At 45.5% G+C, this 25,407-nt stretch carries 17 protein-coding genes; 12 read left to right on the top strand and 5 right to left on the bottom strand.

The genetic code is table 11. The features are described 5' to 3' along the window. Positions 1 to 189: 189 nt before the first annotated feature. Positions 190 to 1,167, bottom strand: coding sequence for an alpha/beta hydrolase (locus BMW94_RS19950; protein ID WP_091000686.1), 978 nt, complete (start codon positions 1,165 to 1,167; stop codon positions 190 to 192). 268 nt (positions 1,168 to 1,435) lie between these two features. Between BMW94_RS19950 and BMW94_RS19945 the strand changes: the two genes are divergently transcribed. Continuing rightward, entirely contained in the window at positions 1,436 to 2,407 is a 972-nt protein-coding gene (locus BMW94_RS19945) for an MBL fold metallo-hydrolase (RefSeq protein WP_091000685.1), read from the top strand. Positions 2,408 to 2,472: 65 nt separating this feature from the next. Here BMW94_RS19945 and BMW94_RS19940 read toward each other — a convergent pair whose 3' ends face one another. Next, positions 2,473 to 3,054: a LysE family transporter gene (locus BMW94_RS19940; RefSeq protein WP_091000684.1), complete on the bottom strand. Its 582-nt coding sequence runs from the start codon at positions 3,052 to 3,054 to the stop codon at positions 2,473 to 2,475. A gap of 134 nt (positions 3,055 to 3,188) precedes the next feature. Between BMW94_RS19940 and BMW94_RS19935 the strand changes: the two genes are divergently transcribed. The 5 genes from BMW94_RS19935 (at position 3,189) to BMW94_RS19915 (ending at position 7,716) form a co-directional block, all read left to right on the top strand. Then, positions 3,189 to 3,743 (top strand): helix-turn-helix domain-containing protein, encoded by a 555-nt coding sequence (locus BMW94_RS19935; RefSeq protein ID WP_091000683.1) that lies wholly within the window; start codon positions 3,189 to 3,191, stop codon positions 3,741 to 3,743. Positions 3,744 to 3,834: 91 nt separating this feature from the next. Then, positions 3,835 to 4,512 carry a response regulator transcription factor gene (locus BMW94_RS19930; protein ID WP_091000682.1) on the top strand — a complete coding sequence of 226 codons (678 nt, stop codon included), beginning with the start codon at positions 3,835 to 3,837 and terminating at the stop codon, positions 4,510 to 4,512. Beyond that, complete coding sequence (locus BMW94_RS19925; RefSeq protein ID WP_217648193.1) at positions 4,509 to 5,600, top strand: sensor histidine kinase; 1,092 nt, start codon at positions 4,509 to 4,511, stop codon at positions 5,598 to 5,600. Before BMW94_RS19930 ends, BMW94_RS19925 begins: the two co-directional genes overlap by 4 nt. 232 nt (positions 5,601 to 5,832) lie before the next feature. Beyond that, complete coding sequence (locus BMW94_RS19920) at positions 5,833 to 6,990, top strand: FAD-dependent oxidoreductase (RefSeq protein ID WP_091000681.1); 1,158 nt, start codon at positions 5,833 to 5,835, stop codon at positions 6,988 to 6,990. A 15-nt stretch (positions 6,991 to 7,005) separates the two neighbouring features. Continuing rightward, entirely contained in the window at positions 7,006 to 7,716 is a 711-nt protein-coding gene (locus BMW94_RS19915) for an MBL fold metallo-hydrolase (protein ID WP_091000680.1), read from the top strand. Positions 7,717 to 7,816: 100 nt separating this feature from the next. On the opposite strand, the gene BMW94_RS19910 is transcribed toward BMW94_RS19915, so the two are convergent. Beyond that, positions 7,817 to 10,231 carry an arabinan endo-1,5-alpha-L-arabinosidase AbnB gene (locus BMW94_RS19910; RefSeq protein WP_091000679.1) on the bottom strand — a complete coding sequence of 805 codons (2,415 nt, stop codon included), beginning with the start codon at positions 10,229 to 10,231 and terminating at the stop codon, positions 7,817 to 7,819. Between the two features lie 388 nt (positions 10,232 to 10,619). Between BMW94_RS19910 and BMW94_RS19905 the strand changes: the two genes are divergently transcribed. The 6 genes from BMW94_RS19905 (at position 10,620) to BMW94_RS19880 (ending at position 21,892) form a co-directional block, all read left to right on the top strand. Then, the gene (locus BMW94_RS19905; protein WP_091000678.1) at positions 10,620 to 14,471 is read left to right on the top strand and encodes an alpha-L-arabinofuranosidase C-terminal domain-containing protein; all 3,852 of its coding nucleotides are present in this window, start codon (positions 10,620 to 10,622) and stop codon (positions 14,469 to 14,471) included. Between the two features lie 357 nt (positions 14,472 to 14,828). After that, positions 14,829 to 15,734 carry an ABC transporter permease gene (locus tag BMW94_RS19900; protein ID WP_091000677.1) on the top strand — a complete coding sequence of 302 codons (906 nt, stop codon included), beginning with the start codon at positions 14,829 to 14,831 and terminating at the stop codon, positions 15,732 to 15,734. Between the two features lie 15 nt (positions 15,735 to 15,749). Beyond that, complete coding sequence (locus BMW94_RS19895) at positions 15,750 to 16,640, top strand: carbohydrate ABC transporter permease (RefSeq protein ID WP_063563570.1); 891 nt, start codon at positions 15,750 to 15,752, stop codon at positions 16,638 to 16,640. Positions 16,641 to 16,715: 75 nt separating this feature from the next. Then, positions 16,716 to 18,467 carry a sensor histidine kinase gene (locus BMW94_RS19890; protein WP_091000676.1) on the top strand — a complete coding sequence of 584 codons (1,752 nt, stop codon included), beginning with the start codon at positions 16,716 to 16,718 and terminating at the stop codon, positions 18,465 to 18,467. A gap of 4 nt (positions 18,468 to 18,471) precedes the next feature. Beyond that, a complete protein-coding gene (locus BMW94_RS19885; protein ID WP_091000675.1) occupies positions 18,472 to 20,130 on the top strand; it encodes a response regulator transcription factor in 1,659 nt (552 codons plus the stop codon). Between the two features lie 118 nt (positions 20,131 to 20,248). After that, positions 20,249 to 21,892, top strand: coding sequence for an extracellular solute-binding protein (locus BMW94_RS19880; RefSeq protein WP_091000674.1), 1,644 nt, complete (start codon positions 20,249 to 20,251; stop codon positions 21,890 to 21,892). A 71-nt stretch (positions 21,893 to 21,963) separates the two neighbouring features. On the opposite strand, the gene BMW94_RS19875 is transcribed toward BMW94_RS19880, so the two are convergent. Together BMW94_RS19875 and BMW94_RS19870 are read right to left on the bottom strand one after the other, a co-directional pair. Then, positions 21,964 to 23,574, bottom strand: a complete 1,611-nt coding sequence (locus BMW94_RS19875; RefSeq protein ID WP_072732685.1) for a response regulator — start codon at positions 23,572 to 23,574, stop codon at positions 21,964 to 21,966. Further along, a complete protein-coding gene (locus tag BMW94_RS19870) occupies positions 23,555 to 25,306 on the bottom strand; it encodes a sensor histidine kinase (RefSeq protein ID WP_254790309.1) in 1,752 nt (583 codons plus the stop codon). Before BMW94_RS19870 ends, BMW94_RS19875 begins: the two co-directional genes overlap by 20 nt. Positions 25,307 to 25,407 lie beyond the last annotated feature (101 nt).

Below are 25,407 nucleotides of genomic sequence, written 5' to 3'. Positions count from 1 at the left end.
TTTTTTCGCCATAAAAATATCCCCTCCAAGTTTCACTTGAACCCTCATGATACATGAAGGTTTTTTTAAGTGTCTACTTAAAGGGGATAATACCAGATTACCAGAATCGTTAGGGTTTTATGTTGAAACGAATTGTACTGCTTGTTTAGCGTTTCGTTATACTGCTTTTTCAACGTTTGTTCAGGGAATCTACTTCTTGACCAGTTCCAATATTTCATTGGCAACAAGATCCGGGTGATATTGATGAATATAATGCTCGGTATCCTTAACGGTTACATGTTTGGATTGTTCCGACCAGGATGTAAATTCAGCCTGGGTTTTGTCCCACTTTGGTTCACTTGCTCCGAAGTAATCTGCGGTCAGTATGGTAAGCGGAAACGGGAAGGGCTTTTTGTTGTCGATGACAATCTTGGCATTGGTTGTCGTTTCGCGCAATTCATCGACGGTGTTGGCATTGCCGTAATTAAGCAACAGAGCCGTTGTATCTACTTTCTTTAAATCATCTGGTACAAGCTTCAGGCCGTTACGACTGGCATTCGAGGCTTCTACAACAGCATCAGATTGCATAAGCAATCGGAACAAGCCAGTTTGGATACGGAACTGGTTCATGAAGCCGCCGACCATGCTTGCTATATCCTCGGTTTCATTGGCGTAGTATTCCGGGCTTCCTCCATCCACCATCACGATGCCCTGCACCTCATCCGGGTACTTTTGGGCAAAACGGAGCGTTTCCAGCGAGCCCAATGAATGTGCAACCAATACGTAAGGCGGTTTTTGTCCAGACACCTGTAATAGCTCATGCAGTTCATCCGCAATTGTATCGACATCGCGTTTCTTATCGGTCACATCGCTATAACCGTAGCCAAAGCGATCATAAACTGCAAATTTCGTGTAGGGAGCAAGCTTCTCATATAGCGGATAATAGTCCACATAAGGATCAGCTGTACCCCATCCGGATGCTAGGACAACTGTTGCATCTCCTTGTCCACCCGTATATAAATGCATATTGTCACCATGGATACTGTACAGCTTGCCTGGAGGGACAAATGTTTTCTCATCCTGCCGGGTACTCACTTGTTGATAGATCACACCTGTACCCAGTAGAATCAGAACAGCGACTACCCCGAATATCAACGTTTTAACTAATCTTCTGCGCCATTTTTTCATTATGTCTCACATACTCTCTTGGTTTTTCTCTATTATATATGCCCATTCTTATTGGATAGAAAACAGAATCTTAATTCCACCTTAATTTTCGAATTGGTCCATTGGCTCCATTGAAATGAAGTTAATTGAAATATTACATTCAGATAACCGAAGGCGAATTGATTATAAACGAGCAATGATTTAATATAAAGGCTAATATTGCTCCTGTTTTACTCAAGATTGAATGATCGCTTGAATGATTGATTATAGAGAACAGAAGGTATGAATAATGACAAAATACGAAAATCAGATTCCGACATCGGCGAGTATGAGCTTCAGCTCTCTGGTGAGTATGTTGAGGGATTCCATGCGGAGAAGTATAGAGCGCAGACCTGCGGGTAACATTCCCGTAGAGAAATATGAACCAGCGGAATCGTTAAATGTATCCGATCATCCGCAGGTAACATGGTTCGGTCATTCGGCTTTTTTGCTTGAGATCGAAGGACACAGATTGCTCTTTGATCCAATGCTGGGCAACCGTCCATCTCCTGTATCCTGGGCGGGTACGAAACGATACAGCACGAACCTGCCAATTCAACCCGAAGACTTTCCAGTCTTGGACGCGATCATTATATCGCATGACCACTATGATCATCTGGACTATTCCTCTATCCGCAGATTGAAAAATAAAACACAGCGGTTTATCGTTCCCCTTGGCGTGCGCAGGCGACTGATTCAACTGGGTGTGCCCGCGGAACAGATTACCGAACATAACTGGTGGGATGAGCTATCCTTTAAAGGTTTAACATTAGCCTGCACGCCGGCGCGGCATTTCTCGGGCAGGGGGTTGTTGGACCGTAACTCTACACTATGGTGTTCGTGGGTTATTGCTGGACAAGAAACGAAGGTTTTCTTTAGCGGTGACAGCGGATACGGTCCTCATTTTAAGGAAATCGGCAGTAAGTACGGACCCTTTGACCTGACCCTGATGGAATGCGGACAATATGATGAGCGTTGGTCCAACATTCATATGATGCCGGAAGAAACGGTACAGGCTCACTTGGACGTAAGGGGAGGGCTGCTCATCCCGATTCATTGGGCCGCATTTACGCTGGCCTATCATGCCTGGAACGAGCCGGTTGAACGGATCACCAAGGCTGCACATGCCTTGAATGTCTCCATTGCAACGCCAAAAATTGGTGAGAAGGTTGTGCTGAATGCCGGGGAATACCCAAGTCATCCGTGGTGGAGATCAAACTGAGGTAATTTGAAATAAACATAAAAGCGTCCAGCTCATTAGATGGGAGGACGCTTTTTCACTTGCATTTATTTTAAAATCGATAGGGCACTATAGATGAGCAAAATACCCATTAGGATATTAAAAGGCCGCTCATATTTCAATAAAAAGCTCTGAAATAACATACCGCATAACCCCCAAGTCATATTGGCACTAATGCCAATGATGGTTAGAAGTAACGAAAATACGATCATATGAACATGAGAGTCTCCGAGAGGCATAACAAATACCGAGATGGCCGTAAGACCATACAGAATGACTTTGGGGTTGATGAATTGCAGGGTGAAGCCAAAGAGAAACGTAAAACGATTGGCCTTGGGATCTTTGGCATTTGCAGGTTTACTTCGCATGATTTTGATCGCCAAATAAATCATGTATACACATCCCAACACGTTTAAAGCGGGTCTGATCCTCGGAATGTATTGATGCAGAATAAGGTTGAAATAACTGGACAGAAACATAATAAGCAGGCAGCCAGCTGCTACACCGGCAATAAACGGAAGTATCTTCTTGAATCCCTCGTTTCTTGCGTGCGTCATGGCGATGATGTTGTTGGGACCCGGAGTGAATGAAGCCACAATTGCGTAAGTCAGTAACGGTAAGATATTCATAAGTCCTCCACATTTCATTCTTGTTGTATGTTATATTTAACTGAAACGTGCGATATAACGTACGTTCTTTATAATTGTACAATATGTACGCTATATAGCACAATATAATCTTTTAAAACAGAGGTGACTGTATATTGAAAAACATTAATGTTGTTCTGGCTCAGAATTTGAAGCAGCTCAGGGAACAAAGAAAGCTTAGTTTGGACAAGGTTGCCGAAATGTCTGGAATTAGCAAGACGATGCTGGGTCAGATAGAACGTGGTGAATCCAACCCTACAATCGCGACGGTATGGAAGATTGCGAACGGCCTGAAAATTTCGTTTACAGCTTTAATCCACGAGCCAAAGTCGGACACTACAGTTGTAACGGGCAGTGATATTCAAGCATTGATGGAGGATGAGGGAAAGATTCGGATATATCCCCATTTTCCCTTCGAAGAGGGGCGCCGTTTTGAAATGTACATGATGGAAATGGATAAAGAGTCTTCTTTGAATGCTGAACCGCATATAGAAGGGGCAGAGGAATTCATTACAGTTTTTGAAGGGGAAGTTACGATTCGGGTTGGGGCGGAGGAATATACGATAAAACAAGGGGAGTCAATCCGTTTTCGCGCGGACAAGCCTCATGGCTATAAAAATTCGGGTGCCTCTGCCAATAAATTAAGCATGGTCATCCATTATTCAAAGTGAAATGGTGTGTACAAATAGATTCTACGCTATTTATATTTTGTTTAAATTCGTGTCGTACTATCATCCTGAAGGAGAGAAAGGGGGCCCGGTAATGAATCAAATTATGATTGTCGATGATGATATTTATATCCGTGAACTTGTAAGTACAATCCTGAAACAGGAGGGATTTCTCACCATTGAAGCGGTTGATGGAAACGATGCGCTGCAAAAAGTAGCAGAAGTGAATCCAAGCCTTTGCATTATAGATATTATGATGCCAAATATGGACGGTTTCGAATTGTGCCAAAAGCTACGGCGTTATCATGAGGATATTCCGATTTTGATGCTAACTGCGAAGGAGGATATCACTCAAAAGGTCAAAGGATTTGAAATGGGTACGGATGATTACCTCACCAAACCGTTTGAACCTGCTGAACTGATAGCCCGTACGAAGGCATTGCTGAAGCGTTATAAAATAAATGCCTCCCAATCGGTTACCGTTGGACGAATCACGCTAGACAGAAGCAATTATGCCGTCATTATGGAGGGGAATACTCATACGATTCCTATGAAAGAGTTTGAATTGTTATTTAAGCTTGCGGGTAATGCCAATAAAACACTCTCCCGTAATCAGTTGATTGAGGATTTATGGGGGTACGATTTTGAAGGGAATGAACGCACACTGGATGTACATATCAATCGGTTGAGAGAACGTTATCAACCGGAGACGGCAGGTTTCAAGATTACAACCATTCGAGGATTGGGTTACCGATTGGAGGAGACACCTTGAAGAAAGAAGGGGCTTTCAATCGAGCGGAGATGGACATGTTTATAAGGCGAACAATTTTCTTCCTGGTGCTCTTCTGTGGATCTCTATGTGTTGGATATGTGCTAATGGAATGGATCTATACGGTGACAGGGAATCCCCCGGAACTAATCTCTCATCTGCTTACGGCGATTATTGGCTTGGCTCTTATGCCGTTGGCAGGTTATGCGTGGGCATGGATCCGTGGTGGTGAACGGAAGGATCGCAGATTCATTTTTAATAAACAACGTACAGAATTGCTTGAAGCGATGAGCAGGATTTCCAAGGGAGATTTCAATGTATCTGTAAAGATGGAGGTCGAACAGGGCCCGTATCAGGAGGTGGTGGACAGCGTAAATACCATGGCTAGAGAACTTGGCTCGGTGGAAAAGATGCGCCAGGATTTTATATCCAATGTATCTCACGAGATCCAGTCCCCGCTCGCTTCCATCAATGGGTATGCCTCGTTGCTGAAAAATAAAAGTGTGAATCAAGAGCAAATCGTGTTATATGCAGATATTATTGAAACGGAGAGTAAGCGATTATCCAAGCTGAGCGGTAATTTGTTGCGTCTTTCCGCATTGGAGTCCGATTATACTTCCATGGAGAAAAAAGCTTATCGTTTGGACAGACAACTTGAGAACATCCTTCTTATGCTGGAACCCCAATGGGCTGAAAAACAAATTCAATTGGATGTATCTATGCCTGTGACCACGATTATAGGGAACGAGGATTTGCTAAGTCAGGTGTGGATCAATCTGCTGCATAATGCAATCAAATTCACACCTGAAGAGGGGACCATTGGGGTAACCCTTGATTGTCATCAAGATGAGGTTGTATGTACGATTACGGACAATGGCGTGGGCATCTCACCAGAAGATCAGCTGCACATTTTTGAACGGTTTTTCAAGGCGGATAAAGCTCGAACTCGTTCCCAGGGAGGCAATGGACTTGGGCTGTCTCTTGTCCAAAAAATTGTGAAGATGCATGGCGGACAAGTTACTGCCAAAAGTGAACTGGGACAGGGATCAGAATTTGTTGTGAGTTTACTCCTGATCACTGAAAAATCCTGAAATTAGATTGAATGTGTGGAATATGGAATCGGATTACCGGAGCATCAGTCGTTTAACGACTGATGCTTTTTTGGTTTTTCGTCAGATCGTCAGATTTTGAAACATCCTTACGAGAATATGAATCTGCTGATTTCTTTAACCATTTAAATTCAGTTTAACTTCAAGCGCTAAGATGAGTTTGTGAACAGGAAAAACAACATGAAATTAAACAATAAATTTAGGAGTGATTGCTATGAGTAATCAACATAAACGTATCGCTATTATCGGAGCGGGTCCTGGTGGACTCACGCTGGCAAGGATCTTGCAGCAGGCAGGGTACAGTCCTGTCGTGTATGAAAGTGACCCGTATCCGGCGTATCGCGAACAGGGAGGTACACTTGATCTGGATCAGGAGAGCGGCCAAAAAGCATTACAGATGGCCGGACTACTCGATCAGTTCCATGCCATTTGCCGCTTTGAAGGACAGGCGTTAAAACTTTCAAATAAAAAAGGAAACATTCTGCTTGATGCCCAGGGAGCCCTTGATCACACAGAACATGACCGTCCAGAAATCGACCGTTCCGTGCTGCGGGCGATGCTGCTTGACTCGCTGCAGCCGAATTCCATTCAATGGGGGTGTAAATTGTTGAAGGCTGTACCGCTTGGTCAGGGACAACATGAACTGCAGTTTGACAATGGGTTTACCGAAACCGTTGATCTGGTCATTGCAGCAGATGGTGCTTTTTCCAAAGTTCGTCCATTGGTCAGTGATGCAACCGCAGAATATTCGGGTGTGAGCATGATTGAACTTAACATCCTAAATGCCGCAGCCCAGTTTCCCGAACTTGCAGCATTTAATGGGATGGGAAGTATGTTTGCCCTGGGTGACCACAAAGGAATTATGGCACAGCTGAATGGGGACAAACGGATTCGGGTTTACCTGGGTTTCAAGGTGGAACGAGATTGGCTGGAGCAGAGCAATATTCCTTTTGAGAACCTGGAGGAAGCGAAGCAAGCGATATTGCCGTTATTTGAAGATTGGGACGAACAACTGAAGAGTTATATCCGATGTGCTAATGGGGCGATCACACCCAGACGAATATATATGCTGCCTGTCCCTCACCAGTGGGAACATCAATCTGGCGTTACACTGATAGGTGATGCCGCCCACCTGATGTCTCCCTTTGCGGGAGCAGGAGCCAATCTGGCAATGCTGGATGCTGCCGAGCTTGCCAATTCCATTATAAATCATGCTGATCTTGACAAAGCCGTGCAGGAGTATGAAACCAAGATGTTTGAGTACGCGGGGGAAACGGCAACCGTTACCCAGTCCAACATGGAATTATTTTTCTCGGACAATGCCATGGAAGCATTATGTGAACTAATGAATGAACTTACAATCCAAGCGTAAAAGGAGATCAAAAAAATGAAAAAATCAGGTGTGATTTCTCTCGAACTCGGTATTGAACTTCCGCAAGGCATGTGGACTTTCACGCCTTCGCTATTATATTCGGAAGATGAATTGATCCTTGTGGACACAGGCGTGGCGGGAATGGTGCAAGAAGTATCCTCCAAGTTGAATGAAGCTGGATATTCCATAGAACAGTTAACGGGTATTTTGCTCACGCATCAGGATCCGGATCATATTGGCAATCTAATCGAAATCATCAAGACCTATCCGGGGAAAAAGGTGTATGCACATGCTGCTGATCGTCCTTATATCGATGGAGAGCTTTCTCTTCTGAAACAGATCCCTCCAACAATAGAGCTCAAAACGGCCCATTTCCCATTAGTGTCTGGAACTGTCGTTACAGATACTCTCGAAAATGGCGACGAATTGGCATTCGGTGGCGGAGTCATTGTCATCGAGACGCCAGGACATACACCTGGGCATATCAGTTTGTATCACCCTGCTTCCAAAACATTAATTGCCGGTGATGCCATGTTAATTCGCGGGGGACAACTGCAAGGACCGAATCCCATGCAGACACCGGATTTGAAGCAAGCCTACGAATCGCTAAGCAAATTTGCCGCATATGACATCGAAAAAATTCTCTGTTATCACGGTGGTTGGTATGAAGAGGGGAATGTAAACGAACGAATCGCGGAAATTGCAGCAGCTGGACCACAAGAATAAATACAGACGATATAAATGATAATACCAATAAAGCAGTCTAAGAAATCGGCTGCTTTATTGGTATTTGTTTTGGATCCAACACCTTTGGCAAGTTTCCTGATTAAGGCTTTTCTTTTGCCTGACGCTGAATTTCCGTGGATGTTAACGCCTTATCATATACTTTTACGTTATCCATCGAACCTTTATAGAAGGGATCGGCTGTATAGCGGCTTTTGCCCAAATAAGCTTCCGTCACTTGCAGATCCTTCGGGTTAAACGTGATTTCCGTGCTGCTTGCTACGGATTTTCCGTTCACATACAGAGTTCCAACATCTCCCTGAAGGGTAACAGCGACATGCACCCATTGATTGGAGGGCAGCGGTTCAGCAGCAATCAGGCTCTGATCCCGTCCCTGATCATGAATGGTGAATTGCAATGCTCCAGTATGCTGGGCGGGAGTAAGGAACATATGTCTGTTCAGGCCATTTCCAAAGTCGAAAATTCGCTGCCAGGCTCCCCCGCCACTCCAGTTCACCCATGCGCTAAAGGTGAAATCCGTCGTATCGGTAATGATACCAGGCAATTGGATGTAGCTGTCGGTTCCATTAAAAGCAGCAGCCTGATTCTTACTGCTAATAGCAGAAGTCGCCACATTAAAGGCTTGGCCATGGTATTCATTTTTGCTGAAATCCTGTGCGATTTTTGCAAGTTTCTTTTGATCAAAAGTATATTCTCCAAGCAGTGGACTTACCGCTTGCTGTGGAATGATAACGTTAAACGTTTTGGAGCTTACCGCACTACCTTTGCGGATCGTTGCCGTTAATGCCACCTTGGCATCTCCCTTACCCGTTCGAGGACGATTCACTACTCCGGTAGCGGACAGCGCAGAGGTGTTGGAAGATTTCCACGTAATCTCTGCATCACGAGTTCCCTTGGTCGGGAGGGACAGGTTGAAGAATATGTTCCCTGTGTCGCCGATACTCAGATCCTTTTTCACCGCATTAACAATATCCTGATCCTTCAGTGCAGCCATCTGACTTCCCCAGATTGCCACGCCAGACGAGGAGAGAGCGCTAAAGGTCAGAACCGTCTTTTGGGAATCTGGCTCCCATTCATGCGTGAAGACTCCTTTATACAGAACATTATTCGATGTGATTTGCACCTGATTGTCTTCTTTAAGACTCCAAGTTCCCGTCACCGCACCACTGATCTGCCCATCTGCTGTGAACTGAACGGTCTGTGAAGATTTGATCTCGGCTGTGATTTCCTTCCCGTGATTCACCCATTTGTACTGACCAGCAATATCCTGGGTTTTCAATGCGGCAGTATCCTCTTCTAAGCCCGCATAGCGATAGGGAGAAACAACAGGCCATCCTTCCGAGTTCATATGCATCTCATGGACACGGACTTCATGCTCTTCGCCGCGTCCTGGAAAGCGGGAATGGAAGATCAGAAATTGTTTTCCCGTTTCAGCGTCAACATAAGCGGAGTTATGTCCTGGTGACACATAGCCGATACCTTGACCTGTGCCGGGGTCACCGATCTGTCTTTGAAACAGGAAGTTTCCTAGTAATTTGACGCCAAAAGGCTCGATCGAACGGTCGTCAAACAAGGGTTTGTCCTTGTCCGCCTTGACGTTGATCATATCGTTTCCTTCAGCATCGAGGAAAGGACCGTCCGGTGTTTTGGAACGAGCTACGCGAATGTTATATCCCCCGTCAGCACCTAATCCGCCATAGGACAGATACAGATAATAATAGTCGGTTTCGGGATTATAGAGCATATAAGGTGCTTCAATTCGGCTGTGATTGCCTCCGGTCAGCTTTGTGCCATACCCCTGATTAGGGAGAGGTTTTCCCGTCGTTTCATCCATCTCCAGAATGAAAATCCCCCCGGAATAGGAACCATATACCATCCAGAGCTTGCCGTTTTTATCGAAAAATACATCTGGGTCGACCACATTCGGATGTATGGTTGCATCGTATATGGTGCCATCCTCACTGATCTCATCCCACATGCCGGATTTGAGCAGAATACCCTGATCCTTATAAGGGCCCTCAATGTTATCTGCCACAGCAACACCTAACGCAGAGCGGGGAGAGTCCCCTTTGCATGCATTGTAGTACATATAAAATTTTCCATCCGCCAACTGAATGACGTCTGCTGCCCATAATGTATCGGTCTGCGCCCACTGCAGGGCTTCAGCGAATTCCTTGGTTACATTAGGGACAACAGGGTTGTCATCCGTAACCCCGGAGGCGACCGAATCCCAATTCATCAAATCTTTGGATTTTGCCACTTGAAGATGTGAACCAAAAATATAAAAGGTATCCCCCACCTTAATAACGGAAGGGTCATGAACGGAAACATTCCTGAATGCTGGAACCGCATTCTCAATGGATGTGGAAACTTGCGGGTTGGAACGGATTGCCCCTGGACTGTCCGCCAATACGGAGACGGGAGCCAAAGCTGTTGTCGTAAGTAATGCAGAGCTCAGTAAAGAAATGTGAAGTACGCTTACCCAATAACGTTTCATACGTTTCCCCTTTCCCAATACCTGAAATGAAAAATAACCCTATTCATTGCCGTAAACGTTATTTGGTAGGGCAGCCCTCCTTTTGGTTCGCATAAATTATCAAGCGCTTTCATTTGATATATTATCAATCAATTTATGTATTTGTAAACCATAAATATCAGGGTTAGGGTGACTTTAGGATGGAGAGGGAGATAAGCAAAAGGTCGATGTATTCGAAAGAATTCCTATGATATAACGGATTTTTTGTAATTTTGGGATTGAAATCTTTACTCGGAATAAGATACTATACGATTAGATCATTTATTTATATATTTATTAATCAATTTATATTTATACGAATTAAAGAAAGCTTATCTACGATAATTTACGCTACATAGGAGGAATGAACATGAATACATTTCATAATCAACTAATTGCACACTACAAGTTTGAAGATGCAGCTGACATTGGCAAGGATAGTTCAGGAAATGGGCACGTTGGAGCCGCCGCAGGAGAGAAATCACCCCACATTTCCGAAGTGAATGGCAGATGGGCGGTTACTTTTACGGGAGGATCGAACGGAACATCCTATTTGGAATTGCCTTCGAATTTGCTGCAAAATGTAAGCGACAACACTGGAGTAACTGTTGCAGCATGGGTCCATTTGGGCAAGGGATCGAACGTGTGGGAGCGGATTTTCGACTTCGGCAAAGGAGAAAAGGGCCCCTATTTATTTCTGACTCGTCAGATGCGAGGCACGTTATATGCAGGTGATGATCTGGTTGTAGACCCGGGACGTGGATTAGCCAGTGGGGAATGGATGCATGTTGCTTTGTCCGTAGCAGGCAGTCACGGCGGCACACGCAGCAGCGCGGGTCCGGTTGTATATGTGAATGGAGAGAAAGTAGCGGATGGCTCCATCAGTCAGACATCCAGTGGCAACTATGCCAAGCTGCGCAGATGGTTTGATTCGTTCGTAGATCCTGCGAATTATAGCCGCAATTATATTGGACGTTCTCAGTACGCGGCAGATGTGGATTTTGCAGGCTCACTGTCTGATTTTCGGATTTATCAGGCGGCTCTGTCCATGGATGAAGTGATCGAAGTCATGTGCGAGTCCCTGACGGATGAAGAGATTGTGAAGCTGGCAGGAGATAAATATTTGTCTGCTCCAGCCCGGATTATTACCAAAGACGTGTCATTGCCTGTAGATTTGCTGGGGGGCAAGGTAAACGTTCAATGGAAATCAAGTCAGCCAGAAGTTCTGTCAGCGAATGGACAAGTTCAACCCCTGAGCTCAGCACAGGAGATTCGTTTGAACGCACTTTTAACCAAAGGTGGAAATACGCTGAACAAAAGTTTTGATGTGTCCGTTGTGCCAGAACATCTTCCGCCTTATACCGTTACAATCCATGGGGACCAGCATGTGGCGGATATTAGTGAAGTGATGTACGGCCTGTTCTACGAAGATATCAACAATGCAGCAGATGGGGGAATCTATGCGGAGTTAGTTCAGAACCGTTCGTTCGAATCCTTTGCATTCGATACGTACTCGCATGACTCTGGCGAATGTGGTTGTTCGACAGGCCGGAACCGTGATCCTTTGTTTGCCTGGTCAGGGGATACCGAGAAAATGATCGTACAGCATACCGATGGAATAAACACTCATCTTAACGTAGAAGACCCGGAAGTGAACGCTTATTATGTAACGGTTCAGACGGGTGCGACCATTCGAAATCGCGGATTCTCGGATTCCAATGAGCATTGTGCCATGTCCATCAAGAAAGGAGAGGCATATGATTTTACCGTCTGGGCCAAGGCAGTATCCGCAGGAACGATTACGGTTCAATTGCAGGACGGGAACGGTGATGCCATCAGCGATTCTGTTACCCTGCAAGTTGAAGGCGGTAACACATGGAAGAAGTACGGGATCGCCTATTCCGATACCCGTGTCCTTGTGGCCAATGGCGAGATCAGCGGTCATGCAAGTGGTAGCCATGTATTGACTCACTCCAGCTCTCCCCATATCACCCATTCAAACGTGATCCTGACCGGAACGGAGACCGCGCTGGGGCAATTGGCACTTACCTTTGAAGGAGACATTTCCATCGACATGGTGTCGTTGACTCCGCAGGATGTATGGGGAGCCGATCCGAAAGAGCAGGGAGTATCCGCTTCAGCACATGCCAACTACACCGGGAATCCAAACTATCGTCTTAGGAAAGATCTGGTTCAAGCCCTTGTTGATCTGCATCCGAAGTTTCTGCGTTTTCCGGGGGGATGCATTTCCGAAGGCTCGTTTATTTGGGACAATGTGTATGACTGGAAGGATTCGGTGGGAGCGGTGGAGCTTCGCAAAGAGAACTATAACGTCTGGGGTTACATGATGACGATGGGTCTCGGCTATATGGAGTATTTCCAACTGGCAGAAGATTTGAATGCTGCTCCGGTGCCGGTCATGGCCTGTGGCGTTCTGTGTCAGGCTCGTTCGGATTACGCTCACCCGGCGGGTGGCGCTTTGAGGGATTACTATATCCGAAACTTTACAGACCTGATCGATTTCGCGCTCAGCACGGATATTGAACATAACGAATGGGCTGCCATTCGAAGCAGCATGGGACATCCTGAACCATTCGATCTACGTTATCTTGGCGTAGGTAATGAGAACTGGGGAACCGAATTTTTTGCCAACTTTGAAGTATTCAAGACGTCAATTGATGAGTATATGAAACGTAATTATCCTGATCATGAGCTTCATATCATTTCGACAGTCGGCGCCCAGGCGGACGATGATGCGTACCAACAGGGCTGGAAATTCCTGAGCGGCAATCTGACCGGATCAGCTCAGGTTGCTTTTGCAGATGGCAAAGAGGTCATCGAGGAGACGGTCACTTGGTATGAGAACCAGGACAACTATATGGATACCATTGCCGATGAGCACTACTATCGCTCCAATGACTATTTGCTGAACAACGTGGATCGGTACAACTATTATGAGCGGGCTTATCATGAAGACGGCAGTATGGATTGGACAGAGACATCCAAGGTATTTGTGGGAGAATATGCATCCACGGACAAAAATACACTGGCAGGTGCGATCGCAGAAGCTGCGGTCATGACCGGCTTTGAAAATAATGCGGATGTTGTTCGCCTGGCTGCCTATGCGCCGCTGTTCAACAAAGTACTGACGGATGGCACTTACCGCTGGACGCCGGACTGCATCTGGTTTGATGATGAAACGGTGTGGTACACACCGAATTACTATGTGCAGCAGCTTTTTGCCAAGTATGTGGGTGAGCAGGTGCTGGGCACTTCATTTACAACGTACAGCAAGGGTCAACCGATGGAACTCATTCCACGAGGCGGCATCGAGATTGCGACAGGCAATGCCGATATTGTGGTGAAACGGATTACGGTCACATCGAACCAGGATGGCAGCGTGCTGTTTACAGAAGATTTCAAGGAGCGGACAGCTCTGAATGAGGCATGGAATTCGATTCCGGGATCGGCAGGATACACGCTGGAGAAGGAAAAAGGACTGATTTTGAAAGCCCAGTCAAGCGGACTGAATGGATTATTCCTTCTGAACGATGAATGGTCGAATTATAAAGTGGAAGTCGAGGCTCAGCGTATAGCGGGTGAGGATGGCTTCACCATCGGTGTTGGATTGACGGATAGTTCACCTGAGAAAAAGGATGTCATCGAATACGCAATCGGATATGGCGGCAATGCAACGGGAGTCAAAGTATATAAACAAGGGGTAGAAGGCTACACTCTGGGTGATTATTCTTCCAGTTCAGCGGCGGGGAATCTCCGGGCAGCCAACTATCAACCGCTGGCGAACGATACGAATTATACGATTACTGTCAATTATGGTGGCGATACAGGGAAGAATCTGATCTGCTCTTATACCGATGGTCACACGACCAGCAGAATTCTGGATTACAAGCTGGAAGCGTACAACCGGGATGTATTCCATTCTGTTACGAGAGATGCGCAGCATGTGTATGTGAAGCTGGTGAACGCAGATGGGGTGGACAAAGCAACCCAAATTCACCTTCAAAATCTAAACGTTACCTCTGTTGCGAAATGGATAACACTTGGCGGAGATGAAGAATTGCTACATGTTCCTAATGTGAACCAGAAAAATGATGAGAAAATTGTTCCACAAGAACAAGTGATTCATCTGCAGGAGGATTCGGTTGTCGTGCAGCTTCCTGCGCATTCGGTCAATGTATTGGTTATGGATGTCCAGAACTAATTATATAAGTTGAACCAGTATTTTTCACACAAAGTCACTACGTGGTCAGAACCATCTTCCGATCGCTGTTATCCCCAGATTTTTTTGAATCCCTTATTTAAAAGGGGAAATCCGGTGATAAAGGCGAACGCTTCGCTTCTCCAGATTCCTTCTGACCTCTCCGTTATCGTGTAAATGTCTAGTACAAATTATATAGTTAATATTTCAATAGTAACCTGATGCAGCCAAAAAACCGCGACACTCGCGGTTTTTTGGCGTTCAACGAAGAGGGTCAACAAAAGATACCTAAAGTAAATAGCCTACACTATTGCCGATTCCTGACGGATTCTATAATGAATTTGAAGGAGGAGACAGCTCATGCGTTCCAACTACAAACAATTTATACGAAACGTTCCGCTTCATCTCATGATATTGCCTGGACTGATCATCATTATTGTATTCGGTTACATTCCGATGGCGGGACTCTCCATTGCCTTTCAGAATTTCTCTCCCATTGCCGGATTCAAAAATATGAACTGGGTCGGCCTGGACAATTTCAGGTATCTGTTCGATCTGCCGGGGTTCGGTCAGGTCGTATGGAATACGGTATTTATTTCCGCGATGAAAATGGTGTCCGGTTTGGTCATTCCGGTACTTGTGGCCCTGCTGCTGAACGAGGTGCGCAAAACAGGTTTTAAACGAACGATTCAGACGGTCATCTATATGCCGCATTTCTTTTCTTGGGTCATTTTGGCCGGAATCATTGTGGATGTATTATCTCCCAGTACCGGGATCGTAAATATGCTGCTTAAAGCAGTAGGTGTAGAGCCGGTTCAATTCCTGGCCAGTAACGAATGGTTTCCTTACATACTCGTCATTACGGACCAATGGAAAGAATTCGGATTTGGCACGATTATATATTTGGCCGCACTGACAAACATTGATAAATCCCTGTACGAAGCATCTGTCATGGATGGAGCAGGAAGATGGAAGCAGACCTGGCATATTACGCTGCCTGGCATTCGTCCCATCGTGATTCTAATGGTTACACTGAGTCTGGGTAACGTGCTTAACGGTGGTTTTGACCAAGTGTTCAACCTCTACAATCCGCTGGTCTATGAATCCGGAGACATTCTGGATACGATGATCTATCGGATCGGTCTGCAAGATGCGCAGTATTCGGTATCAACCGCATTGGGTCTCATTAAGTCAGTCGTTTCGTTTATCTTTATCGGGCTTGGTTACTTCCTCGCCTATCGATTAGCCAATTATCGGATTTTCTAGAAAGGAGGCAAGAACATGCATCACGCTTCAAGAGCCTACCGTTGGTTTCTGGGAATCAATTATGTCATCCTGACCCTTCTTGCCTTGCTATGTCTGTTTCCTATTGTGAATATTCTGGCAATTTCGTTTAGTTCAAGTGATGCAGTCAAGGCGGGGAGTGTCACATTCTGGCCGGTGGACTTCACCTTCTCCTCGTATAAATACATTCTCGAAAATCAGCAGTTTCTAAATTCATTCGGTACAAGTCTTCTCCGTGTGGTACTCGGAGTTGCGACCAACCTGATTTTCACGATTCTTGTAGCCTATCCGCTCTCCAAAGAGGCAGCAAAGTTTCGTTCCAGAACGTTCTATGCGTGGGTTTTTGTCTTTACCATGCTATTCAGTGGAGGATTAATCCCGGGTTATCTGATCGTCAAGGAAGCAGGCCTTTTGGATTCGATCTGGGCTCTGATATTACCGGGAGCGGTTCCGATCTTTAATGTATTGCTTATGCTGAATTTCTTCCGGGGTTTGCCGAAGGAGCTGGAAGAGGCGGCTTGGATGGATGGCGCAGGCCATTTCCGCACGCTATGGAGCATTTACCTTCCCATTTCATTGCCCAGTATCGCAACCATTACATTGTTTGCCATGGTGGGACACTGGAACGCCTGGTTTGATGGCATGATTTATATGAAAAGTCCGGAAGGTTATCCGCTAGCCACGTATTTGCAATCGATGCTTCAGCAAGTGACGATGATTCAAAGTGAGATGATGACCCTTGAAGATGCAACACTATTAAGTCAGGTGTCGGATAGAACGACCCAGGCATCTCAAATCTTTTTGTCTGTTATACCCATTCTGCTCGTGTATCCGTTCCTGCAAAGGTATTTCGTTCATGGACTTGTTGTCGGTAGTGTAAAGGGATAAGATCGATGGAGGAAAACCAATGGGAGGAGCCGATTTCCGGCTCCTTTTTGCCGTTGAGGAGAGGAGTGAAGTGAAATGAGATTCGCGGTGGGCACCTGGAAAAATGCATCCATCGTCGTCAAACTGATGATTGCTTTTGTGCTCGTCATCCTGCCCCTATATGGGATCAGCATTATGATCACGCATACCAGCTCCAAGCAAATGCAGACGGAAGTGGAGAAGGCGCATGAATCAAAGCTTTATTTTTACCACAATCATCTGCAATTCGAACTGGAGAGAATGAGTGGGCTTGTTACCGAATTTTCGTTCGATGAAACGATGTCCACCCTAAGTACACGAGCTGCGATTATGAGTAGATATGAGGTGACTTCCAGTCTCAATAATATCCACAACAAGCTGGGGCAGATCATGGTGACGAGTCCCTATATCAGCGATGTTGTGTATTACGTTCCGGCTCTGCATAAACGAGTAAGCGCGGTGGACGGAATTCGCAATGTAGAGGATACAGAATGGAAGGATCTGCTGGAAACTATGGGGAATCTGAATGGTGAGTTGTCTTATTCGGATAACAATCTTTATTTTCTCAAAAGCAATCCGTATAACATGAATCATGAAGAACCACCCAATTTTATATTAGGCATACGCTTGTCTGCAGAAGAACTGAAGCACAGATTACAGCAGCTCGCGGAAACAGGAGGCAGTGATATTACGCTGAGCTTCGGAGAGAAGCACAATGTCGCCATTTCCTCTTCAGACGAACCTACGTCGGCGGCATTATTGCAACGGGTATCACCTGTATCACCTGTATCCATGCAAGTGACGAGATTTCAATCCGATCCATATCTGTATTATTCGCTTTATGATCCCGATCACTCGTTCACGCTGACAGCCAGTATCCCTAATGATGTGCTCCAAGCTCCGCTGGAACAATACAACCTATGGCTGTGGACGTTGACGCTTATTTCAATTGTTATCATTATGATCTTCTCCTTTTCGATCTACAGGTCAATTCACAAGCCGTTATCTGTGCTCATTCGCGGGTTCAGAATGGCGGAGCAGGGCCAGACAAATATTCATATTCCGCAATCCAGACGCGATGAATTCGGTTATTTATACTCTCGCTTCAACCACATGATAGAGCGCTTACATATTTTGATTGATGAAAATTATGTTGCCCGGATTCGAACCAGCGAGGCAGAACTCAAACATTTGCAGTCCCAGATTCAGCCTCACTTTCTATATAACAGTCTGTTCAGCATCAAGCAAATGGCCGAGGTCGAGAATGTTGAATTAATTCAGGAATTCACCGACTATTTGGGTCAATATTTCAGGTATATGTCCAGGGATTCTCATTCCGAGGTTTCGCTAGGTGAAGAGGTGGACCATGCCTTGGTCTATGCTTCTATTCAGAAAATCCGATTTGGCTCAAGAGTCCAACTGCAACTGGAGGAACTAAGTAGGGAGTATCGAGACATCGCCATTCCCCGAGTCATTATTCAGCCAATCGTCGAGAACGTATTCGAACATGCCCTAGCCAAACGCAGTCAGGGAGGAATTCTGAAATTATCCTATCAAGTGGAACACGACAAGTTGTCCATTCGGATAGAAGATGATGGCGATCAATTAACAGATGAAATCCTGAGCAGCCTGCAAGCATCCTTTCAGGAATCTGCAAACCCGAGACATGGGGATGAAGAGATTACGGGACTAATGAATGTGAATCAACGTTTACGGATCAAGTTCGGGACGGGCTATGGTCTTTGTGCGCAGCGTAGTGAGTTGGGAGGTTTATGCATGATTTTAAATATTCCATGGAGACGGGAGTAATCGTATGCAGCGCATGTTAATTGTCGATGATGAACCGGTTATTTTGGATGGTCTTTATGCATTCTTTCAAAAAGCGGATTTTCAGGATATGGAGATCATTAAGGCATACTCTGCCTTTGAAGCAATCGAGTGGTTGAATTCTGTCAAAATTGATATCGTGCTCAGCGACATCTGTATGCCAGGCATGGATGGCATGGAACTGATCGAGAAGATTATGGATCGCTGGCCACGATGCAAAGTGCTATTGCTGACAGGTCATAACGAATTTGATTATGCACACCAAGCAATACGTAACCCTTGTGTTGTGGATTACCTGTTAAAGACAGAGGGCATGAGTCATATTCGCGCAGCGGTAGAGCGGGCGTTAACACAAATATCGGAGGAAAATGATTTCCGTTACCAGCATGCCTGGTTCCGCAGCAAGCTGCCCAGAGCGCTGCCGCAGCTACAGAGACAGTTACTGCTGGATCTCCTAAAACGAACGGAAAGACATGATACCGCCTCGCTTCAGGAAGAGTTGGATGCGGTCCAGTTACCTTTCATGTCCAACGAGCCTGTAATTCCGGTCATTATACGGGTTGAGGAGTGGAACAACTATCAATCCCAGGCGGACCGAAGTTTAATTCGCTATGCGGTTGCCAACGTTGCGGAGGAGCTGCTTCAGGATAAGGCCAAGGTCAAGGCTATTGATCTGGATTATCAGGTGATCGCCTGCTTTGTTCAGCCAAAGGTGGAGCCATCGAGCTTCCATACAGGACAGCAGGAGAAGTGGGAACAGACACTGCGTTTCGTCTATGGAACGCTGGAGTCTGTGCAGCAATCCTGTGCGGATTGCCTGAATCTGTCCGTCTCCATTATGGTGAGCGAACAGGCGGTGGAGTGGATGGAGTTAAGTCAGGCGATTGCACAGCTGCGCCTGTCGATCCATGAGGGCCCTGGACTTGGGATGGAGAAGCTTCTTCGGGTCAAAGTGCAGCATGATTCGCCATACACCCCCAATATTTTGAATCAGCAGAGTGTTGCAGCTCTTCATCTGGATCAGATCAGGCAGCGGGTTACAACAGGAGACAGGGAGTGGATGGAGTCGTTTCACAAATGGACAGAGGCTTCAAAAGAAGGACTTCAGGACCCCTTCTTTCGAATGAAGATCTATTCAGGAGCAGGTAATGGACTGATCGAGCTTCTTCATGAACTGGGCTTGTACGAATCAGCGATGGAGGAAATTGCGTTATCTCGTATGCTTTATTTTGACATCCATACGCCTTGGTCTGATCTGGTGGTTTTCTATCAATCGGCATATGAATGGATTATCTCCAAAAGAAGTGTTACACGTATCCATGATCAGTCCCAGATTCTAATTACGATTCATCATTATATCAAGCACCATCTGGAGGATGACCTATCGCTAACCCGAATTGCACAGGAGGTTTCCCTTAATCCGTCATATCTGTCCCGTTGGTACAAGCGTATTACAGGCAAAGGCATATCCGACTATATCCATGACCGGCGCATCGAGCGCAGCAAGGAATTACTTCTCGGCTCCACCTGCAAAATGCATGAAATATCCGCCAAGGTCGGATTTAGTGATCAGCATTATTTTTATCGTTTCTTCAAAAAGGCCACCGGCTGCACACCACAGGAATATCGGGATCAAAAAAGTTAGATCAAGTCTGAAATGGTAAATCAAAGATACCAGATGTCAACGGGGTACACTCGAAGTGATAGCGCTTTCTTACTAAAATGAAATTATACCTCACGGAGGAATAAAAAGGGGGATTCGCATGAACATGTCATTAAAGAAATTCTCATTGTTAACGTTAACCATGGTTCTGGCAACCACGCTTGCAGCCTGTTCATCGGGTACGGGTAGTGCTGAGAATGAAGCGCAACCGAGCACACAGCAGGATGCGGGAGGCCCGCTTACGAAATATGATCCACCCATCAAATTAACATCAACTATGAATGAAACAGGGAAAGAAACGCTCGCCGAAGGCGATACACACGCCAATAACATATGGACCAGAGGATACAAGGACGAGCTTGGGATCGATGTCACCTATGACTGGATTGTCCCAGATGCCAATTACAACGATAAAATGAACGTCACCCTGGCGAGTGGCGATTTGCCAGATGTATTGAAAGTAAGTGCTGTGCAGTTCGAACAACTGCACGAAGCAGGGATGCTGGAAGATTTGACAGAGGTTTATGATAAGTATGCATCCGATCTGGTCAAGGAATTTATGTCTGCTGAGGATGGAGCAGGCTTGAAACCGGTAACCAAGGATGGGAAAATTTACGCGATGGTGAGTTTCCCAGGCTCACTTGATTCCTCAGATATGGTCTGGATTCGTCAGGACTGGCTGAAGAAAGTGGGACTGGAAGCGCCAAAGTCTATTCAGGATATCATTAAGATCGCGGAAGCCTTTACCTTTGAAGATCCGGACGGAAATGGTAAAGATGATACCTACGGTATTGCATTAAACAAGGATTTGCCAATCAACAGCTTCCTGCTCGGTTATCATGGTTATCTTGAAACCTGGATCAAGGACGCATCGGGTCAGGTCGTGAATGGTACCGTTCAGCCTGAAGTGAAGGAAGGATTGCGAGAACTGCAAAATCTGTACCAGAAGGGCGTTATTGATCCTGAGTTTGGAGTGAAGGACTTTGCAAAAATGATGGAGGATGTCAACGGGGGTAAATCAGGCATATTCTTCCTCCCACAATGGGCACCATTTCAGGTCAGCAGCATGATCAAAAAGGATAAGAATGTGGACTGGCTGCCTTATCCTGTCCAATCTATTGATGATCAGCCTGCCAAAACGCAGAACCACCTTAGCTTGGGCGGTATATTCGCCGTTCGTAAAGGCTATGAGCACCCGGAAGCCTTAATCAAGCTGCTGAATTTCCAAGCAGAGAAAATGTTCGGTGAGTCAGCCAAGGAAGAGCGTGCTGCGTATTTGAACGGGGTAACCGGACTCGGTTTTCAGAATGCGACCGTATCCAATCTGCCTGCCAACAAAAACGTAAAAGCACAAGATGAAGTCGAGCAGGCGCTCAAAACGGGAGATACATCCGGATTAGAGCTCGAAGCGAAGCTGTTCTACGATGATATTATGGATTACCGCAATGGCAATCTGGATAAATGGCATATGGAACGTATTTTTGGACCGGAAAGCTCGCAGGGTGTCATTAAATATTATCGGGATAACGACCTCATTGTCATGAATGAATTTATCTACGCCCCGACGAGAACCATGAACACCAAACAGGCAACCCTGGATAAACTGCGAGCTGAGACGTTTCTGAAAATCATCTACGGCAACCTGTCTATTGACGAGTTCGATAAATTTGTTGCAAATTGGAAAAAGCTTGGCGGAGACCAGATCACTCAGGAAGTGAATGAAGTCATTAATGCGAATAAATAAGGTATATTAAAACAGAAAATGCCACTCTGCGTGCGATCCGCAGGGTGGCATTTTGTATTACAGGAGAAAGGTCATCCTGTTTCATGAGAGTTCTCTTTCTGCTTCTTGCGATATTCATTGGGGCTGCAGCCCATCTCTTGCTTAAACAGTTTGGTGAAGTGTGAGTAGTTGGTATAACCGACATTTCCAGCAATGGTATGCACCGATTGTGCGGTGGTCTCCAGCAAATGTCGGGCCGCCACAAGACGGGTATGGATGACATAATGGCCAAGTGAAATGCCCATTTCTTTCTTAAACAGTCTTGCTAGATAATCTGGATTCAGATAGACCATCTCCCCCAGGTTATTCCTCGTTAGATCTTCTCCATAGTGAGTGCGTATATAATGGGTAATCTCATGTACAACCGACTTGGGCTGCTCGGCAACATTCAGATATTCCGCAGCCGTATTGACCAGGTAGGCAATATAGGATTGCATGTCTTCAATAGAATGCAGAGATTGCATGAACAACTGATCATTCGTTTTGCCCATATACAGCTTGTGCACTTCGATCTCCTTACTCTTCAATTGGGCATACACAAGTTGCACCAGATCAAGACGCAACAGACTTAGAACAGCTGTGCCTACCACCTCTTCACGGACAAGTTGATGCATATAACGCCCCGTTTCATCTAGAAACGCCTGAAAGCGATTTTCATTCAACAATTTCTCCAGCAATCCCAGATCAGGCGGTGTGTAATTCAATTCAGGTCTATTATAGTTTTCCAGTAAAAAGGTTTGGTTGCGGTGTTTGATTCGTTCTTCATTCATAAGCAACAACTCGTTGATGGTATGACGAATCTGACCCAGCGGTAGAGAGAACCCGATACTACAGCAGACATCCGACTTCAGGTAATTATTAACCTCCGGGATAAACGAACCGCACATGGATTCGATCAGCTGTGCATCCGGCGCTCTGTTCCATTTTAGAATAATCATCCAGTTATGATCCTTAATCTCGGTAATGGCTTCAATGGAGAAGAGAGTGTCCTGAAACCGTTCAACCATCACATTCAAACAAGCGTAATCGAACAGGTTCTTGTCGGTCTTGCCCAGCGTATGATCATACGGAAACAGGTTAACCAAAATAGGCAGAAACAGATCAGTTGTGTCATAAGGCAGGTTTTGTTCTGTCAAAAAGGCAGAGACGTCGGCAGGGCCGGAAGGAAAGGCTTTACCGGAGATCAGCCTGCGCCAGCTATCCTCAATTAGTTTGCTCCGATTTTTCTGCCACAGTTCACCCTCATGAATGGCTTTCTCAATGAACTGCTGGTCTCGGGCTTTGGCAACCGCCTTTTGTATAATAAGCGTTAACTTGTCAAACTCAATAGGCTTCAGAAAATAATCAAAGCTTTGCAGCTCAATTGCTTTCTGGGCATAGTTGAAATCGGCATAGTTGGTCAGAAATATCGTCTGTACATTATGCGATTCGTCCCGGACCCATGCGAGTAATTCCAGCCCGCTGCCCTGGGGCATCTCAATATCACAGATGAGAATTTGAACGGGATGATTTTGCAAAACCTCCTTGGCCTGCGCAATATTGTAGGCTGTGAATATCGTATGAATCCCCAAGGCCTTCCAATCGATTTTCTTTTCCAAAGCCATAACTACAAAATAATCATCATCAACCAGCAATGCATTCATGGTTTGTCACCTCTCCCGAAGGTTCTGAATTCAGTATCATTTTAGGCAAGGAAAGCGTGATCAGGGCGCCACTTGCATCGTTTGCAAAGGTAATATTCGCTTCATCCCGATATAACAGCTCCAAACGTTGGATGGTATTCATAATGCCAATCCGGTTGCCACCGGTTTGTTCCAGCGCTTCTCCACGCATCAGTGCGTCAAGAACATCCGGGCTGAATCCTGGACCTGTATCCGAAATCCGGATCAGCACATGATCGCCATTTTCCTGTCGTTGTTCCGTTACGGATAAAGTAATGCATAATTCCCGGTCTCGGGAGACCCCATATTTGACGGCATTCTCGATGAATGTCTGAATGACGAGTGGTGGCACAGCGATGCCCGTGATCACATCTGGATGTTCAATGCGGTAGGAAAAAGCATCACGGTAACGCGACTTTTGGATATCCAGAAATGTTCTCACATGTTCAATCTCATCCTTCAGAAGAACGAAATTCTCCCCACTTTGAAAGATATATCGGAAATATCGGGACGTAGCCAAGGCCATACTCTCAATTTCCTCGTACATCTGCATCTGTGCCATACTGTACATGCTCGTCAGACAGTTCAGGAAGAAATGGGGCTTAATCTGCAATTTCATATAATCCAATCGTATTTTCTGTTTCTCTAATTCCTGCTCGTAGCGATCGATCTTGAACCGTTTAATCTGGGCTACCAGTTCTTTAAACTGTGCATTGACCTGCTCCAGTTCCATAATCCGGCTGCTCTTGAAGTCTGTCGCTTCGTCCCCTTCATTAATACGCGCCAGATTTTTGGAGAATCGCTGAATGGGAACAAGCAGATTTCTCCTGAAAAACATGATGATTGCACTTAATGTGGAGGTCACAATCAGAAAAAGCAGCATAATGAGCAGCTGAGCTACCATAATTTTCTCGAATGCGCCAAACTTGATGGCCATACGCACGCTGAATGCCGCATTGGAGAAGTCGCTGCTGACAATATTATGAGACTGGAACAGATCGAGAAATGAATGTCTCACTTCTGGTATGTGATCCCCGCCGGCAGGTCCGGAAAGTTGCACTCCATTCTCGTCTACCAGAGAGGCGTATCCGTTGGCCCCCAGATTAATCTGCTGTAGAGGGGCGATCAGTTCATCTGCGGATATCAAGGCAATAAGATAACGGTTGTAGTACGGCACAATATTGATAAGATAAGAAGTGCCGTTCACGTGAATTGGTGTCCAATGGGAATAGAACTTCTCATATACACCTTTATCACGGGTTAGCGTAATGATCTGCTTCTTCACTTCTGAATAATCCGAATAGGAGATACTTATTGGCGCGCAGTTGAGGAAATATTCACTATTCTCCAAATAATAAAAGAAATTGTACGACTGCCCGTAGTTTCGCTGTAGTTCGGCGAAGAGCAAATGTAATTTCTCGTTGGCCTTTAGGAACGGAATACTGTTCACGCCATATGTATTCATGTTGTCGAGATTCTCGTCATTGGCCAGTGTCCACCCCATGAAATGATTAATGTACGCAAAATCGTGATTAATGCGATTGATATACAGATCGGCTGCATCCTGCAAGTATTGGGTGGATTGCTGTTTGACCATGGAGATGGAAGCAATGCTGATTACGAGATCCAAGATGAGCACGACAAAGGAAATGACGAACATCATGCGGATATAATGCCGAATGGGGTAGGGTTTGATGGTGTTCAGGTTTGCCATGGAACAATGCACCACTTTCTTGATTGCTTGGTTATGAATACGCTTTAATATCTCAGGAATAGTATAAAACCTTTATTTGAAAAAAACATAAAGATTTGCAT

It is taken from the genome of Paenibacillus sp. OK003 (assembly GCF_900109515.1).
In the GTDB taxonomy this organism is placed as follows: Bacteria; Bacillota; Bacilli; order Paenibacillales; family Paenibacillaceae; genus Paenibacillus; species Paenibacillus marchantiae.
The sequence above is the reverse complement of the archived record's forward strand: the minus strand, read 5'-3'. Positions and strand labels throughout refer to the sequence as shown.

What these genes read in the sequence shown, in the direction of transcription:
- BMW94_RS19875 (WP_072732685.1), bottom strand. Translation starts at nt 23,574, where the DNA reads ATGAATGCATTGCTGGTTGATGATGATTATTTTGTAGTTATGGCTTTG.
- BMW94_RS19870 (WP_254790309.1), bottom strand. Translation starts at nt 25,306, where the DNA reads ATGGCAAACCTGAACACCATCAAACCCTACCCCATTCGGCATTATATC.
- BMW94_RS19950 (WP_091000686.1), bottom strand. Translation starts at nt 1,167, where the DNA reads ATGAAAAAATGGCGCAGAAGATTAGTTAAAACGTTGATATTCGGGGTA.
- BMW94_RS19895 (WP_063563570.1), top strand. Translation starts at nt 15,750, where the DNA reads ATGCATCACGCTTCAAGAGCCTACCGTTGGTTTCTGGGAATCAATTAT.
- BMW94_RS19900 (WP_091000677.1), top strand. Translation starts at nt 14,829, where the DNA reads ATGCGTTCCAACTACAAACAATTTATACGAAACGTTCCGCTTCATCTC.
- BMW94_RS19905 (WP_091000678.1), top strand. Translation starts at nt 10,620, where the DNA reads ATGAATACATTTCATAATCAACTAATTGCACACTACAAGTTTGAAGAT.
- BMW94_RS19910 (WP_091000679.1), bottom strand. Translation starts at nt 10,231, where the DNA reads ATGAAACGTTATTGGGTAAGCGTACTTCACATTTCTTTACTGAGCTCT.
- BMW94_RS19920 (WP_091000681.1), top strand. Translation starts at nt 5,833, where the DNA reads ATGAGTAATCAACATAAACGTATCGCTATTATCGGAGCGGGTCCTGGT.
- BMW94_RS19915 (WP_091000680.1), top strand. Translation starts at nt 7,006, where the DNA reads ATGAAAAAATCAGGTGTGATTTCTCTCGAACTCGGTATTGAACTTCCG.
- BMW94_RS19880 (WP_091000674.1), top strand. Translation starts at nt 20,249, where the DNA reads ATGAACATGTCATTAAAGAAATTCTCATTGTTAACGTTAACCATGGTT.
- BMW94_RS19930 (WP_091000682.1), top strand. Translation starts at nt 3,835, where the DNA reads ATGAATCAAATTATGATTGTCGATGATGATATTTATATCCGTGAACTT.
- BMW94_RS19940 (WP_091000684.1), bottom strand. Translation starts at nt 3,054, where the DNA reads ATGAATATCTTACCGTTACTGACTTACGCAATTGTGGCTTCATTCACT.
- BMW94_RS19890 (WP_091000676.1), top strand. Translation starts at nt 16,716, where the DNA reads ATGAGATTCGCGGTGGGCACCTGGAAAAATGCATCCATCGTCGTCAAA.
- BMW94_RS19885 (WP_091000675.1), top strand. Translation starts at nt 18,472, where the DNA reads ATGCAGCGCATGTTAATTGTCGATGATGAACCGGTTATTTTGGATGGT.
- BMW94_RS19945 (WP_091000685.1), top strand. Translation starts at nt 1,436, where the DNA reads ATGACAAAATACGAAAATCAGATTCCGACATCGGCGAGTATGAGCTTC.